Raw genomic sequence first — 14,888 nt, forward strand, 5'->3', positions numbered from 1 at the left:
TCCCCTTTGTAGAGAGTGGCAAGATGATCTAAAAAGTGGGAGCTTTGCTCATAAAGAGATAGAAAGCGCTCTAAGTTGAGTCAATGCCGCTCGTAAGGAGAAGGAAGGTGCTCTAAATAGAGCCGCAGCCGCTCGTAAGGAGAAGGAAGGCGCTCTAAATTGAGTCGCAGCCGCTCGTAAGGAGATGAAAGACGCTCTAAATAGAGCCGCAGCCGCTCCTAAGGAGAAGAAAAGCGCTCTAAGTTGAGTCCCTGCCGCTCCTAAAGAGAAGAAAGGCGCTCTAAATTGAGTCGCAGCCGCTCCTAAGGAGGTGGAAGGCGCTCTAAGTAGAGTCGCAGCCGCTCATAAGGAGACAGAAAGCGCTCCAACCAAGGCCATCGCCGCTCATAGAAGGAAGAAAAGCGCTCCAATCTTGGCCACCCCCCTCAATAAAGAGAAGAATTAAACCCCTTTACTAGCTCCGTTTTACGCAAGCTGCTAGCAACCATAACACCTAGAATGGCGCCGATTGTACTTGATGTTAAAAAGGCAGGTAGGAAGAAGAATGCTGCTACAGATGTTCCCATGAATAATTTTGCATAAGGTACGGCAATAAGTGAAGCAAGAATGCCAGTTCCCACAACTTCTCCGATACCAGCTAACCACATTTTATTGCTATATTTATAGGCAAGGGCCGCACAGAACGCGCCAATGACACTACCAGGGATAGCTAATAGAGAGCCTGTTCCGGTAAGAATTCGAATGACGGCAGTGACAAAGGCAACTATTACTGTTGGTACGGGTCCAAGTATAATGGCTCCTATCACATTAATAGCATGCTGAACGGGGTAAGCACGTGCGATTCCTGTTGGGATAGATACGAAGGTAGAGCCTGCAACAGCAATAGCTACTAATAAAGCCATGACTGTTAATTTACGAATTGACATAAAGTTCACTCCTTTTGATAAAGTTCGTGAGGAAAAATAAAAAGGCCGCCCCCTTTAAACAATAGGAAGCGGCCTTGCGTGTATCTAGTGACAACAGCAAGTAGCGCCACTTCCCTCCGCTAGTGTGAACTAGATCAGGTTCAAAGGGTCCGTATATTACCATATACGTCTCAGCCTTTTAAAGACTCCCCTAGTGGTTAAAATCATTCAATTTCGTTGACCAACATTAATGTAACATACTGCTAAAAATAGTCAATGATTTTTCAGACTATTTTGTATCGGGATGCATTAAATGAGGTGCTTTTTTCAATGTCCAGATGAGTGCAAGGAAGAAGCAAGCTAATAATATGATCGATCCGAAAATATATGGACTATTCATATTCCAGTCAAATAATAAACCAGCCAAAGCGGGTCCAATCATATTACCAAGACTCATATAGGCATTATTCAAGCCCGCAGCGAATCCTTGTTCTTTCTCTGCAAGCTTTGAGATGAGTGTATTAACAGCTGGACGAATTAATGTCGTTGCTGTAGAGAAAATCGTTGCTACAACTAATATAAGGGCAAAGCCAGAAACAAATAATATGAAGAAAATAGCAACAGATGCAATAAATAAATTGACAAGGACTACCTTCATTTCACCGAAGCGATTGAATAGTGGTGTAATAATAAACATTTGTACAACTACCCCAAAAGCACCACCGACAACTAATATAATTGCTATGTCCACAGGTGTGTAATTAAACTTTTCTGTCACAAATAATGACAATGTCGTTTGGAAGTTTGCAATTCCGAATGAGAACACCAGCATAATGATAAGCATTACAAAATAAGGCATATGTATGGAACGAGCCATTTGCTTCGCCAGATTGTCTTGCTTTTGCTTCTTTTGTGCAGTGTTTGGTTTGGTAGATGGTAATAAAAAGTAAGATAAAATAGAAGCTAGGATGGCTGCAGCTCCAGCAGTGTAAAATGGAAAATGTAAGCTAACCTTTGCTAAGAAACCACCGATTCCTGGCCCTATCATAAAACCAAGAGACATGGCAGCACCCAACATCCCCATCCCTTTCCCGCGTTCTTCATAGGTTGTGACGTCAGCGACAAAAGCCATAATAGGAGGTGCGACAAAAGCGGAACCTAGGCCACCTAAAAAGCGTGCTAAAAAGAGCATCCATACATCTGTAGCAAGGCCAAAACCGATTTGTGCAAGACCTGTCACGATGAGACCGAAAATAATTAAATTTTTTCGACCGTACTGATCGGAAAGGTTCCCAGCAATAGGAGAAAATACGAATTGAGCTAAGGCGAACGTTGCAATTAGCATACCTAGAACTTGTCCTGCTGCACCAAATATTTTTAAATACTCCGGCATGACAGGAATAATTATGCCAATACTCCCCATTGCGATAAACATATTAAACATTAAAATATACAAAGCCGCCTTATTGGACTTCTGCTGGGTCATCGAATGAACCCCCTTTTTTTGTAATCAAATATAGTACAGTCTATCATAAAGAATTATTGCTTGGCTAATAGTTAAGATTGTAGAACTGGTTCTATATTTAGAATGGTTTTCCACAAAAGTTTTCGTCCGGGCATCTACGAATTGCGAAATAATCCATTTTTGTAATAAAAATGGATGAAAATGAAGCTGTAGAATGGGAGATGGAAAATTTGCAGCTCCAAAGTTGCAACAACAATGAATGGACTTCGCTTATGTAGAGATAATTAAAAAAAATTATGAGTTAGTCTGTAATGACATAAAGGTTGGCTATAAATCCTAGCGATGATATAGCGGCATCAGAAATACTGAGTGAAGGTTATGTAATATAAAAAGTACACTTTCATGGCTTGTTTTTCGATAAAACAATATAAAGTTGTGCATGATAGATGACAATATCTAGATGCAAAGCTACTCCATAACAAATGATGTAGGAATCCTCGAAATCCAGATAAATTATTTTCTAAATATAATAATGCAAATAATCCATTGTAAAGGTTCTTATTTAATAGAAAGTTAGATAAGCAGAAAAAAACTAGCGAATGGGTGTGAAAACCAATTCGCTAGTTTAATTATCGAATACTCATTTTAAATTCTAAAAATAATTCATTGTATTTCCCTAAGTAATCTGGTCCTAAGTTTTTGTAGACCTCTAATGTATCGCGTTGTTCTTCAGAAGGATAGTAGCGTTCGTCAGAAACAACTTCTTCGTCCATTAAGTCCATAGCTGCAATATTAGGTGTTGAGTAGCCTACAAAATCGGCATTTTGAGCACCAGATTCAGCACTTAGCATAAAATTGATAAAGGCATGGGCACCATCGATATTTTTCGATGTTTTTGGGATGACCATGTTATCAAACCATAAGTTTGAGCCTTCCTCAGGTACTGCAAAGTCTAGCTCTTCATTTTCATACATCATGTCTGCTGCTTGCCCAGACCAAGTAAGGGCTACAGTTGCCTCATTATTGATCATTAATGGCGTAATTTCATCTCCAATGATAGCTTTCACATTTGGTGCGAGTGTGATTAATTTATCAGTAGCTTCACGTAGTTCTTGATCATCTAGTGAATTCAGAGAATGTCCAAGACTGTTTAAGCCCATTCCAATGACTTCACGAGCACCATCCACTAAAAACACTTTTCGTTTTAAGGAAGGGTCCCATAAATCGTCCCAAGTAGAGAAGTCTAAGTCTCCAACAAGGCTTGGATTGTAAACTATACCTACAGTTCCCCAAAAATAAGGGACAGAATATTTATTGTTATCATCGAAAGGTAAATCTAAAAAGTAAGGATCGATATTTTTTAAATTAGGGATCTTCGTTTTATCTAAAGGAATCAATAAATTTTCTTCCTTCATTTTTTCAATCATATACTCAGAAGGCACAGCAATATCGTAAGCTGTTCCACCTTGCTGAATCTTTGTCATCATGGCTTCATTGGAATCGAATGTTTCATAGATGACATGAATGCCTGTTTCTTTTTCAAATGCTTTTAACAAATCGGGATCAATATATTCTCCCCAGTTAAAGATGGTTAACGTGTCTTTTCCACTTTTACCGCCGCCTGCACTTAAGGCGTCAGCCGCATAGAATAAAAGGGCTGAAACGACAAGGATGGCGATGGTAGCTTGAATTAATGACTTCATCGTTGCCCCTCCATTCTTTTACTCGTACGACTTGTAATGAAATAATAACCAACAACAACTAAAACCGTAACAAAGAATACTAATCCAGAAATCGCATTCACCGTTAGAGAAATTCCTGCTCGGGCCATTGAATAGATTTCTACGGATAAGGTACTGAAGCCATTACCTGTTACGAAGAACGTCACGGCAAAATCATCTAATGAATACGTAAGGGCAAGGAAGAAGCCTGCAAAAATACCTGGCTGAATATAAGGAAGAATGACACGCATCATAACGTCCTTTTTCGTTGCCCCTAAATCTAATGCTGCATCGATTAATGAGTTATTCATTTCTAGTAGTTTGGGTAAAACCATTAGTACAACAATTGGTACACTAAATGCGACATGAGCTAATAACACAGATGCAAAGCCCAGTTTAATGCCAACCATTGTAAATAAAATTAAGAAGCTTGCCCCGATGATAACGTCTGGACTGACGATTAAGACATTGTTTAAGGATAGTAAAGTATTACGCATTTTTGAATCCTTAACCGTCACAATACCAATTGCTCCTAGCGTACCAATAATAGTAGAAATGAGAGCAGAAAGTAATGCCACGATGACCGTATTTATTAATATAACAAGAAGACGTGAATCTTCGAAAACGGCTTGATAATGTTCTAAAGTAAAGGATTCAAAATTATTCATGGAACCGCCACTATTGAACGAGTAAAAGATTAAATAGAGGATTGGTGCATAGAGAACGATAAAGACAATTGTTAAATAAACTTTGGCTGATGCAGATAGTTTGTTCATCGTACGCGACCTCCTTTATCCTTTTGTCCCGTAATTAGCATAATAATCACCATGAATAAGATTAAGAATACAGCAATAGTGGAACCCATGCCCCAGTTTTGTGTCACAAGGAATTGCTGTTCAATCGCTGTACCTAGAGTAATGACACGGTTCCCCGCAATTAAGCGAGTAATCATGAAAAGGGATAGTGCTGGGATAAAGACAACTTGAATTCCAGACTTAACGCCATCCATTGTCAAGGGTAAAACAACGCGACGGAAGGTTGTAAAAGCCGAAGCACCTAAATCACGTGCTGCATAAATGAGCGTTGGGTTTAATCGATCTAAAGAGTTGAAAATCGGTAAAATCATAAATGGAATAAAAATATAGACCGATACAAAGACAAAGCTAATATCAGTAAAGAGCATTTGCTTTGGATCGAAGCCAAATACTTCGATAAATGCATTAATTGGGCCGTATAGCCCAAAGATGCCGATAAAGGCATATGTTTTTAATAAAAGATTAATCCATGAAGGAATAATAATAAGCAGAAGCCAAAGTTGTTTATGTTTTGTCTTCGTTAAGAAATAGGCAGTTGGATATGAAATTAATAATGTAAAGAATGTAATTAAAAATGCATACCAAAACGAGCTCAAGGTCATTTTTAAGTAAACAGAAGAAAAGAATCCTTTATAGTTATCGAGCGTAAAGTTGCCATGTAAATCAAGTAGGGAATAATAAACAACGAGTGCTATCGGCGCGATAACGAAAAAGGCAATCCATAACACATATGGAAATAACGCTGATTTCGATGTTTTAGTTTGCATCTTCATCGTCTCCATACGATTCTAATCGTTTATCAAACTCTTCCTCTGTTTCGTTTAAACGCATTACATGAATCGCCTCAGGATCAAAGTCTAAGCCAATTTCAGTCCCTACTTCTGCTTTCTTCAATGAATGGACTAACCACTCATTACCATCTTTATCGTATGTTGATAATTCATAATGTACGCCTCGGAATAATTGTGTATCCACTTTTACCACAAGTTTTCCTTTATCAACCGTTGTCATTTCTAAATCTTCTGGTCGAATGACAATGTCTATTTTTTCATTTAGCTTCATCCCTTGGTCGACACATTCGAAAACTTTGCCAGCAAATTCAACCTTGAAATCCTCAATCATTACACCAGGTACAATATTGGATTCACCTATAAAGTCAGCAACGAAGCGGTTAATCGGTTCATCATAAATATCCACCGGCGTACCTGATTGCTGAATTTGTCCTTCACTTAAGACAAAAATTTCGTCACTCATCGCAAGTGCTTCTTCTTGATCATGTGTAACAAAGACAAAAGTTTTGCCAAGACGTTGCTGTAGTTCACGAAGCTCATATTGCATTTCTGTACGTAGCTTTAAGTCTAAAGCTGAAAGTGGCTCATCCAATAAAATCACTTCAGGGTCATTAACAATAGCACGTGCAATCGCCACACGTTGTCGTTGTCCACCAGACATTTCAGATATTTCACGGTTACCATAGCCTGCCAAATTGACAAACTTTAAGGCTTCAGCTACACGCTCTTTTATGTCCTTTTCAGGGAGCTTCTTAATGCGTAGGCCAAATGCGACATTTTCAAAAACATTTAAATGAGGGAACAGCGCATAATCCTGAAAGACAGTATTAACCTGACGTTCATTGGCAGGAACTGCATTAATCTTTTTATCATGGAAAAATACATCTCCTGTTGTAGGTTCCGTAAATCCTGCAATAATTCGTAAAATGGTTGTTTTACCACAACCTGATGGACCAAGGAGTGTGTAAAATTTCCCTTTTTCAAGCTCCAAATTGATATTTTTTAAAACGACGGTACCGTCACTATATGACTTTGAAACATTTTCAAAGCGGATAATTGAATTTGTTGTCATGGATGCGCCTCCTTAAGCTATAAATAAGAATCTGTTGCGACAAGTAAAATTTTTGTTTCATCATCATGTGCATTAAAAATCTGATGATGGTCTGTCGCGTCATAATAAAGTGCATTGCCTTCACTTGCGATATACTGTTCATTCCCTAAAACGAGACGAATACGTCCTTTAACCACATAAATAAATGTTTCAGAGAGCGAAGGCTCAAACTGTTTGAACTCGCCATCTGCGGCAAAGGTTAAGAAAATGGGTTCCATCTCTTTTTCATTCGAAGTAGGAATTAGCCATTGAATTTCATATTTTTTTTCTTCATCCGTATAGGTAGATTGATCTTCCTCTGTATAAACAACCTTCTGTTCAGGAGATTCATCATCAAAAAAGTCTTTAGGTCTCGACCCTAAAACTTCTAATATTGAAAATAATGTTTCAATAGAAGGCGAGTTTAGATCACGTTCTAATTGGGAAATATAACCTTTACTTAAATCTGTACGTTCTCCAAGTTCCTCTTGGGTAAGACCTTTTTTTAAACGAAGCGCTTTAATTTTTGCTCCTATTTGCATCTTTTCCCTCCTAAGAGAAGTTTAGCAATGATAAACTTTCGAAATATGAAGTTTACTTTAACGAAACTTTTAGTTTACTAAAACCATTACAATTATACATAATAATAAAAAATTTGCAATCGTTTTTCGTGAAAAAAATAGCTATAAAATGTTAAAAAAAGAGGTATAAATTTAATTGAGAAAAAAATTGTATAGTGTAGAAAATTATTGTTAAAAATAGCTGATAGAAAGACAGTAGCGATAATTCCATTGATGGATTTGACGAATTTTTGTCAATCGATTTCAATCATCCAAACGGGCGGAGTTTACTTGTTTGAAAAACTACGGTTACTCTGCTATCGTAGAAGACGAGTTCGCTAGTGCGAATGGAATATATAAACTACATATTTATTCGGAGGGATTTATTATGGCAGAACGCATGGTAGGTAAACAAGCACCTGACTTTACAATGGAAGCAGTACTTTCAGACAAATCATTTGGTAAAGTATCATTAGAAGATATTAAAGCACAAGATAAATGGACAGTTCTTTTCTTCTATCCAATGGACTTTACATTCGTATGTCCAACTGAAATCACTGCAATGAGCGATCGTTATGACGAGTTCGAAGACTTAGATGCAGAAGTAATCGGTGTTTCTACTGACACGATCCATACACATTTAGCATGGATTAATACAGACCGCACGCAAAATGGTCTTGGTGAATTAAAATACCCATTAGCTGCTGATACTAACCATCAAGTATCTAAAGAATATGGTGTTTTAATTGAAGAAGAAGGTATCGCATTACGTGGTTTATTCATCATCAACCCAGAAGGCGAATTAAAATACCAAACAGTATTTGATAACAACATCGGCCGTGATGTTGATGAAACACTACGTGTACTTCAAGCACTACAAACGGGTGGTCTTTGCCCAGCTAACTGGCGTCCAGGCCAAGCAACTCTATAATTTAAATAGAGTCCAGTCATTATGCAACAAATTAACAGTCCCCACGACAAGTTTGTGGGGACTTTTAACTGAATTTTTGTTTTTGGAAAGATTTTTTAGACCGTTAGCTAAATATCTGAAGACAAACTATCTATTAGAGGAGGATTTTTATGAAACTTCGTGAACAAATGCCTGAATTAGTAGGCGCAACGACTTGGTTAAATGGTGAAGTATCAAAAGCGGAATTAGTAGGCAAAAAACCAACTTTAATTCACTTCTGGTCAGTAAGCTGCCATTTATGTAAAGAAGCAATGCCAGACGTAAACAATTTCCGCGATCAATATAAAGATGAATTAAACGTTGTAGCAGTACATATGCCACGTTCTGAGGCAGATACTGATTTAGATACAATTAAAGCAGTAGCAGCAGAGCATGATATTGTGCAACCAATCTTTGTAGACAGTGAAATGAAGCTAACAGATGCTTTTGAAAACCAATATGTACCAGCGTATTTTGTGTTCGATAAAGATGGTCAGCTGCGTCATATGCAAGCTGGTGGTAGTGGTATGAAAATGCTAGAAAAACGTGTAAACCGCGTGCTAGATGAGATGCGTAACGCTGAATAATAACGATATGTTGAAGACGGGGATCTAGGTCCTCGTCTTTTTTGTTGTCCAACATTGACGAATAGGCTCTTGTTTTGACAATACATATCGCAGAGAATACGCTACAATGGTGGTATAGTAGTTTTCGGAGGGATTTTTTATGATGAAAAAAGAGTTTGCGGTCATAGGGCTTGGACGTTTCGGAGGGAGTATTGTTCGTGAATTAATGAGTCAGGGCGCACAAGTAATGGCGATTGACCATTCTTCAGAGCGTGTAGATGAGTTTGCTTCCATTGCTACACAAGCTGTTATTGCAGATTCAACCGATGAGTCGGTACTGAATTCATTAGGTATTCGTAATTTTGAGCACGTAATTGTAGCAATTGGGGAAGATATTCAAGCAAGTATATTAACAACCATCATTTTAAAGGAAATTGGTGTTGAGCAAATTACGGTAAAGGCTCAAAACGATTACCATGAAAAGGTTTTACGTAAAATTGGCGCAGATTTTGTCGTCCATCCTGAGCGAGATATGGGGATTCGTATTGCCAATAATATGTTATCAAATACTGTACTAGATTATTTAGAGCTATCAGATGAACACTCCATTATGGAATTAAAGGCCAATGATGCGATTGCAGGATACTCCATTATGGATTTGGATATTCGCGCTAAATATGGCATCAACATTGTAGGAATCAAGCGTGGAGCTGACATTATTGTATCTCCACAGGCAAGTGACAAGATTTTACTAGGAGATATTATGCTTGTTATAGGCGCTGATGTGGATATAAATCGTTTTGTTAAAAAGGCATTGAATGGGTAAGAGCAAATGACAAAACGCAGATGGAGACTTGTTATATTTGCTGGTATATTATTAATTGGTGGATTTATCATGCAAAACAGAGAAAAAAGTGAAGATGAGGCAATCTCTCTTGTTCTAGATCATGCCACAGAAATTGACGACATTGATTTATTTCAAGGAGACCAATCACTATTTCGTGCTACAGGCGATGAAGCACAAGATTTTATTGAGAAATATCCATTAAGTCATGTAAGGAAGCTTTCCAAAAAGGAAAGGACTATATTTGAAGAAAAGCCAGCTTATCATATTGTTTATAAAATGAAGGATAAGTCTATATATGAGGTGGAAATTTTAAAAGTGGCCATTAGTTCTGAACTCGATGAAGAGTTGCAGCAAATGGTTTTTCCTATGGGTGATGCACAATATTTGATCTATTGGGCAAAAGAGAAAAAGGCACTTGAACAATCAATCAATACGCAACGTTTACTTGAACAATACGGGCAATAATGTAGGTAGTGATTCAGCAATTCATGCTGGTCACTACTTTTTTATTCTATTATTAAGAAAAATTGGAAAAATATTTGATTTCATTCAGAGAGTTAGATTAAACTTTGACATAAAGAAGGGGGCTAGATGTAATGAAAATCATGTCAACTAACTGTGTAATCGAACGAATACAACCAGAGCATTTCACAGATATACATATACTCTACTCTAATAAACAAGTTCGAACTTTTCTCGGGGGTGTTCCATCAAACAACTATATAGAAGCATCTTTTAAAGGCATGCTAGAAGCACCATTCCCTAATACATATTTATATATCACTTTAAAGAAGACAGGTGAATTTATAGGTCTTGTCTCGATTGATGAATACCATGATAAGGATTTATATGAGCTTTCCTATCAATTTTTACCTCAGTTTTGGGGGAGGGGGTTAGCTTTTGAAGTGCTTACACAGGTAATTGAGGAGGGGTTAAATTATCTGAATATAGCATCTATTGTGGCAGAAACACAAACGGCTAACAAAGCATCTTGTTGCTTACTTGAAAAATTAGGGATGAAGAAAGTTCAGACGTTAGAAAGATTTGGACATGAACAAGCTGTATATGAATTAAGAAAAAATAATGAACGGACAAGACAAATCTTTGCCCTATCAGGCGGAGGATTTTCTCAGCAAAACCCGTCAATTATCGACGAATACATTTTACGTCAAGTTCAAATAAATGAACGAGTTAAAATTTGCTTTATTCCCACCGCAAGTAAGGATGCACAAGGATATATCGAGAAGTTTTATGCAGCGTTCCATCATTGTGAAGCAACACATATTCTGCAAAAGGATATGCTTGATAATAATATTCGAGAAAACGTACTAGCGCAGCATATTATCTATGTGGGTGGGGGGAATACAGGTTATCTTCTTGAAAAGTGGCGAGAATATGGTTTTGATGAATTGTTAAAGGAAGCTTATCAAAAAGGAGTTATATTAGCTGGTATCAGTGCCGGGGCCATGTGTTGGTTTGATAAATGCTATTGTGAAAACACAAATAATGATTTTGAGGAATGGAAGGGCCTGGGAATATTAGCGGGTACTTATTGTCCTCATTATGATGATCAAGAGAGAAAGTGGGCATTTGATCGCTGGTCAGGAAATCATCCCACATTACCAGCATACACACTCATTGATGCAGAGTCGCTCCATTTTAGGAATGAAAAATTAGTAGCTAAAATTCAAACCTATTAGAAGGGACATAGAAAATATGAGAATATCAGAAAAATTAACATTGGGTGATGAGATACGTGTCATTGCTCCAAGTAGAAGTGCCCAAGTTTTAAAAGTAGAGATGGTTGAACAAACGAAGACCATACTGGAGAGATTAGGGTTTCGCGTATCGTTTGGTCACCACATTTTTGAGTGTGATTTGCAGCAATCTTCATCCATCATGCATCGTGTTACGGATATACATGAAGCTTTTCGAGATCCACAGGTGAAAGCAATACTGACGGTGCTTGGTGGATACAACTGTAATGAGGTTTTACCTTATTTAGATTATCAAATGATTGCTGAAAATCCGAAGATACTTTGTGGGTTTAGTGATATCACGGCCTTAGCTACAGCTATTACTACAAAATGCAATTTTATCACTTATTCAGGGCCACACTTTTCTAGCTTTCGTATGGCGCAAGCACAACAATATCAGCTGTCCTATTTTCAAAAATGTTTAATGGAGAAGAATCCATTTCCCCTAGTAGCATCTAGCGTTTGGAGTGATGATGCATGGTATATAGATCAGGACAATCGTCATTTTGAAGCAGCCGGCTGGAAGGTCTATTCGGGAGGGGAAGTGAGTGCGCAGCTTTATGGTGGTAATTTATGCACATTAAATTTATTGCAAGGAACAGCTTACATGCCTGATTTATCGAATTGTATTTTATTTTTAGAGGATGATGAGCTTGTGAATCCTGCTATTTTTGCGCGTGATCTCACGTCATTATTGCAAGCAACGACTCCAATTAAAGGATTGGCAATAGGTCGATTTCAACGAGCTTCCGCTATGACAGAAGAACAATTACATTTTATTTTAGACAAGCATCCACTATTAAAAACTATCCCTGTATTATATGATGTGGATTTTGGTCATACACAGCCGATTTTTACATTCCCTATCGGTGGGAATATCCATATGAATACAAAAGAAATGTGGATTCAGGTGACGAAATTTTAGAAGGAGAGTGTGCTCAACATGATTATACGAGAAGCAACCCGACATGACAGTGAACAAATTATAGCTGTTATGACAAATGCAGAGGCATCGAATTTTATGTTATTTGGACCAGGTGAGCGCAATTTAACACATAAGCCATTTGGGGAGTATATAGACAAGCTACATCATAGTCAACACTCAGCTTTGTTCGTAGCTGAAATAGATGAGCAGGTTGTGGCGTACTTAATTGTACAGGGCAATGAGCCGACAAGAATTGCTCACCGTGCTTATCTTGTCATAGGCATACATAGTGACTATAGAGGAAGAAAGATTGGAACGGCTTTATTTCATCATGTAGAAAATTGGGCAATGGATAATGGTGTACATCGTCTAGAACTAACTGTTATGGAAAATAATGAGTCGGATGTTGCTTTGTATAAGAAAATGGGCTTTGATATTGAGGGAACGAAGCGGGATTCCCTGTATGTAGATGGACAATATATCAATGAATATTACATGTCAAAACTATTGATTGGAAGAGGAACTAGCGTATGACTTCAAAAATAAACATCGGCATCTATTCACCATCCTCACCAGCAACGGTGACGGCTTTGGAACGTTATGAACGTGCTAAAACGTTTCTGGAGGAGAAAAATTTTCAAATCGTGACAGGTTCTCTTACTGGCAAATCAGATTATTATCGTTCAGGTTCTCCAAAGGAAAGAGCAGAAGAATTGAATGCGTTACTACGCAACCCAAATGTGGATATGATTATGTCTACCATCGGGGGCACCAATGCCAATAGCATGCTACCTTATATTGATTATGAGGCTTTTCGTCAACACCCAAAAATTGTTGTAGGTTATTCGGATGCAACGGTCATTCTACTGGCACTTTATGCAAAGACGGGTATATCAACTTTTTATGGTCCAGCCCTCGTACCTTCCTTTGGCGAGTTTGAACCTTTAGTAAATGATACCTTCAAATTTTTTGAGCATTATTTCTTGAAGCCGCAAGCATTACCATATGAAATTCCAATGCCTCCTTATTGGTCAGATGAACCTGTTAATTGGCTAGAGAAGACAGTCGATAAGCAGCTCAAAAAGAATGAATGGTTAGCGATTCAGCAAGGGGTTGCTGAAGGGAGGTTAATTGGTGGGAATGCTAATGCCATGTATGGTTTTATTGGTACGCCTTATTTCCCTGAAGTTTTGGAAGGTGACATTTTATTAGTGGAGGACTGCTTAAAAAATGCTGCTGTTGTTGAAAAGAATTTTGCTATGCTGAAATTGCATGGTGTCTTTAACAAAGTTAGTGGGATTATTTTGGGGAAACATGAATGCTATGATGATTTAGGAACGGGGCGACAACCCTACGATATTCTACTTGAACAGTTGGATGGAATAGAAATTCCTATATTAGCAGAGGTGGATATTTGTCATACACACCCTATGCATCCAATAGCGATAGGGAAACAAGTAAAGCTGGATGCAACAGCTAAAAAGATATATTGTGTAGAAAAATGGTTGTCATGATAAAGCCTTGCATACGGAGCAAGGCTTTATTTGCTAGAGTTTCCTATCATCATCAGTTATAGCGTACATTTTCACATTTTGGTATTGACCCTTAACAAACATACTTTTGCGTAATAACCCTTCAAACTGCATACCTGATTTCTCCATCACCTTTTGGGAGCCAATGTTTTCTTCAAAGCATCGTGCTTGGATACGTACTAAATCTAATTCATTAAAACCGAAGTCAATGAGTTTTTTCGTTGCTTCTGTTGTGAAGCCTTTGTTCCAATAAACCTCAGAAAGCACATAACCGATTTCCGCGTATTTATGGGTGTCATTCATCGTAACAAAATCGATTGTTCCAATAATTGTTCCTGCATATTCAATACCCCATAACATCAGATTGCCTTGCTGATAACCATCAAAAATTAATGCCATAAAAGCTTTCGTATCCTCTAAGCTTGTATGTGCTTGCCATGTCACATAACGCACGACATTTTCACGGGAAGAGTAGTCATACATTGCTTCTAAATCCTGAGGTGTAATAGGTCTTAATAGTAACCTCTCCGTTTTCATAATTGGTATATTACTCATGATTTACCTCCTTTAACAAATAGTATATAAAAAGCCGACCTATTATAATAATGGATTAGGTCGACTTTATATGTTTATTCATTTTGAAGCACGATAATTTAAAATTCAACTTTTACATGATCGATAGCGCTTATCTGTTGCGGAAGAATCCTTTGTTTTGGATTTATGTTGTTCATCTTTCACTTTTTCATTCAATTCTTCGACAGGTATTGGATCAACTGTTTTCATGTCCTCATGTTTATCAAAAATGCTTTCTTTATCGGTATCCAATACATCAGGGTTGTTCGTATTACGTGTTTTCGCCTGTTTTTTATTAGTCATTCACTATCACCTCTTACTATTAACTTTCACTTTTATACTAGAGTGTAAACATTTTGGGTGATAGAGGAAACGGCGATGGCTATCATCAC

General features: G+C 37.7%; 17 protein-coding genes and 1 riboswitch. Of the genes, 8 read left to right on the plus strand and 9 right to left on the minus strand.

The window, feature by feature from the left end:
* Positions 1–425: 425 nt before the first annotated feature.
* From thiW to MHB40_RS04275, 7 genes are all read right to left on the minus strand, one after another.
* Positions 426–926: an energy coupling factor transporter S component ThiW gene (thiW, locus tag MHB40_RS04245; RefSeq protein ID WP_342534006.1), complete on the minus strand. Its 501-nt coding sequence runs from the start codon at positions 924–926 to the stop codon at positions 426–428.
* A 94-nt stretch (positions 927–1,020) separates the two neighbouring features.
* Positions 1,021–1,128: riboswitch (TPP riboswitch) on the minus strand.
* Positions 1,129–1,194: 66 nt separating this feature from the next.
* A complete protein-coding gene (locus tag MHB40_RS04250) occupies positions 1,195–2,391 on the minus strand; it encodes an MFS transporter (protein WP_342442587.1) in 1,197 nt (398 codons plus the stop codon).
* Positions 2,392–2,999: 608 nt separating this feature from the next.
* Complete coding sequence (locus MHB40_RS04255) at positions 3,000–4,073, minus strand: ABC transporter substrate-binding protein (protein ID WP_342534008.1); 1,074 nt, start codon at positions 4,071–4,073, stop codon at positions 3,000–3,002.
* Positions 4,070–4,867, minus strand: coding sequence for an ABC transporter permease (locus MHB40_RS04260; protein ID WP_342534010.1), 798 nt, complete (start codon positions 4,865–4,867; stop codon positions 4,070–4,072). Before MHB40_RS04260 ends, MHB40_RS04255 begins: the two co-directional genes overlap by 4 nt.
* Complete coding sequence (locus MHB40_RS04265; RefSeq protein ID WP_205441595.1) at positions 4,864–5,673, minus strand: ABC transporter permease; 810 nt, start codon at positions 5,671–5,673, stop codon at positions 4,864–4,866. Before MHB40_RS04265 ends, MHB40_RS04260 begins: the two co-directional genes overlap by 4 nt.
* Positions 5,663–6,769, minus strand: coding sequence for an ABC transporter ATP-binding protein (locus MHB40_RS04270; protein WP_205441597.1), 1,107 nt, complete (start codon positions 6,767–6,769; stop codon positions 5,663–5,665). Before MHB40_RS04270 ends, MHB40_RS04265 begins: the two co-directional genes overlap by 11 nt.
* Positions 6,770–6,786: 17 nt before the next feature.
* On the minus strand, positions 6,787–7,329 hold the full coding sequence (locus MHB40_RS04275) for an XRE family transcriptional regulator (RefSeq protein WP_004224674.1): 543 nt from the start codon (positions 7,327–7,329) through the stop codon (positions 6,787–6,789).
* Between the two features lie 406 nt (positions 7,330–7,735).
* Between MHB40_RS04275 and MHB40_RS04280 the strand changes: the two genes are divergently transcribed.
* From MHB40_RS04280 to MHB40_RS04315, 8 genes are all read left to right on the plus strand, one after another.
* On the plus strand, positions 7,736–8,278 hold the full coding sequence (locus MHB40_RS04280) for a peroxiredoxin (protein WP_004224676.1): 543 nt from the start codon (positions 7,736–7,738) through the stop codon (positions 8,276–8,278).
* Between the two features lie 149 nt (positions 8,279–8,427).
* Positions 8,428–8,883 (plus strand): redoxin domain-containing protein, encoded by a 456-nt coding sequence (locus tag MHB40_RS04285; protein ID WP_205441599.1) that lies wholly within the window; start codon positions 8,428–8,430, stop codon positions 8,881–8,883.
* Positions 8,884–9,025: 142 nt separating this feature from the next.
* Positions 9,026–9,688 (plus strand): TrkA family potassium uptake protein, encoded by a 663-nt coding sequence (locus MHB40_RS04290; RefSeq protein ID WP_004224679.1) that lies wholly within the window; start codon positions 9,026–9,028, stop codon positions 9,686–9,688.
* A gap of 6 nt (positions 9,689–9,694) precedes the next feature.
* Entirely contained in the window at positions 9,695–10,174 is a 480-nt protein-coding gene (locus MHB40_RS04295; RefSeq protein WP_342534012.1) for a hypothetical protein, read from the plus strand.
* 131 nt (positions 10,175–10,305) lie between these two features.
* Positions 10,306–11,409, plus strand: a complete 1,104-nt coding sequence (locus tag MHB40_RS04300) for a GNAT family N-acetyltransferase (RefSeq protein ID WP_342534013.1) — start codon at positions 10,306–10,308, stop codon at positions 11,407–11,409.
* Between the two features lie 16 nt (positions 11,410–11,425).
* On the plus strand, positions 11,426–12,391 hold the full coding sequence (locus MHB40_RS04305) for a S66 peptidase family protein (RefSeq protein WP_342534014.1): 966 nt from the start codon (positions 11,426–11,428) through the stop codon (positions 12,389–12,391).
* Positions 12,392–12,409: 18 nt separating this feature from the next.
* Positions 12,410–12,925 (plus strand): GNAT family N-acetyltransferase, encoded by a 516-nt coding sequence (locus tag MHB40_RS04310; RefSeq protein ID WP_342534015.1) that lies wholly within the window; start codon positions 12,410–12,412, stop codon positions 12,923–12,925.
* Positions 12,922–13,905 carry a S66 peptidase family protein gene (locus tag MHB40_RS04315; protein WP_342442592.1) on the plus strand — a complete coding sequence of 328 codons (984 nt, stop codon included), beginning with the start codon at positions 12,922–12,924 and terminating at the stop codon, positions 13,903–13,905. Before MHB40_RS04310 ends, MHB40_RS04315 begins: the two co-directional genes overlap by 4 nt.
* A gap of 33 nt (positions 13,906–13,938) precedes the next feature.
* Here MHB40_RS04315 and MHB40_RS04320 read toward each other — a convergent pair whose 3' ends face one another.
* Positions 13,939–14,478 carry a GNAT family protein gene (locus tag MHB40_RS04320; RefSeq protein WP_342534016.1) on the minus strand — a complete coding sequence of 180 codons (540 nt, stop codon included), beginning with the start codon at positions 14,476–14,478 and terminating at the stop codon, positions 13,939–13,941.
* A 105-nt stretch (positions 14,479–14,583) separates the two neighbouring features.
* A complete protein-coding gene (locus MHB40_RS04325) occupies positions 14,584–14,799 on the minus strand; it encodes a hypothetical protein (protein WP_342442594.1) in 216 nt (71 codons plus the stop codon).
* Positions 14,800–14,888: the final 89 nt, after the last annotated feature.

The sequence above is a fragment of the Lysinibacillus sp. FSL K6-0057 genome (assembly GCF_038630885.1).
Lineage (GTDB): Bacteria > Bacillota > Bacilli > Bacillales_A > Planococcaceae > Lysinibacillus > Lysinibacillus fusiformis_F.

Coding starts and splice junctions, on each gene's coding strand:
- MHB40_RS04310 (WP_342534015.1), top strand. CDS start 12,410: ATGATTATACGAGAAGCAACCCGACATGACAGTGAACAAATTATAGCT.
- MHB40_RS04295 (WP_342534012.1), top strand. CDS start 9,695: ATGACAAAACGCAGATGGAGACTTGTTATATTTGCTGGTATATTATTA.
- MHB40_RS04315 (WP_342442592.1), top strand. CDS start 12,922: ATGACTTCAAAAATAAACATCGGCATCTATTCACCATCCTCACCAGCA.
- MHB40_RS04255 (WP_342534008.1), bottom strand. CDS start 4,073: ATGAAGTCATTAATTCAAGCTACCATCGCCATCCTTGTCGTTTCAGCC.
- MHB40_RS04275 (WP_004224674.1), bottom strand. CDS start 7,329: ATGCAAATAGGAGCAAAAATTAAAGCGCTTCGTTTAAAAAAAGGTCTT.
- MHB40_RS04320 (WP_342534016.1), bottom strand. CDS start 14,478: ATGAGTAATATACCAATTATGAAAACGGAGAGGTTACTATTAAGACCT.
- thiW (WP_342534006.1), bottom strand. CDS start 926: ATGTCAATTCGTAAATTAACAGTCATGGCTTTATTAGTAGCTATTGCT.
- MHB40_RS04305 (WP_342534014.1), top strand. CDS start 11,426: ATGAGAATATCAGAAAAATTAACATTGGGTGATGAGATACGTGTCATT.
- MHB40_RS04300 (WP_342534013.1), top strand. CDS start 10,306: ATGAAAATCATGTCAACTAACTGTGTAATCGAACGAATACAACCAGAG.
- MHB40_RS04290 (WP_004224679.1), top strand. CDS start 9,026: ATGAAAAAAGAGTTTGCGGTCATAGGGCTTGGACGTTTCGGAGGGAGT.
- MHB40_RS04285 (WP_205441599.1), top strand. CDS start 8,428: ATGAAACTTCGTGAACAAATGCCTGAATTAGTAGGCGCAACGACTTGG.
- MHB40_RS04250 (WP_342442587.1), bottom strand. CDS start 2,391: ATGACCCAGCAGAAGTCCAATAAGGCGGCTTTGTATATTTTAATGTTT.
- MHB40_RS04280 (WP_004224676.1), top strand. CDS start 7,736: ATGGCAGAACGCATGGTAGGTAAACAAGCACCTGACTTTACAATGGAA.
- MHB40_RS04325 (WP_342442594.1), bottom strand. CDS start 14,799: ATGACTAATAAAAAACAGGCGAAAACACGTAATACGAACAACCCTGAT.
- MHB40_RS04260 (WP_342534010.1), bottom strand. CDS start 4,867: ATGAACAAACTATCTGCATCAGCCAAAGTTTATTTAACAATTGTCTTT.
- MHB40_RS04270 (WP_205441597.1), bottom strand. CDS start 6,769: ATGACAACAAATTCAATTATCCGCTTTGAAAATGTTTCAAAGTCATAT.
- MHB40_RS04265 (WP_205441595.1), bottom strand. CDS start 5,673: ATGCAAACTAAAACATCGAAATCAGCGTTATTTCCATATGTGTTATGG.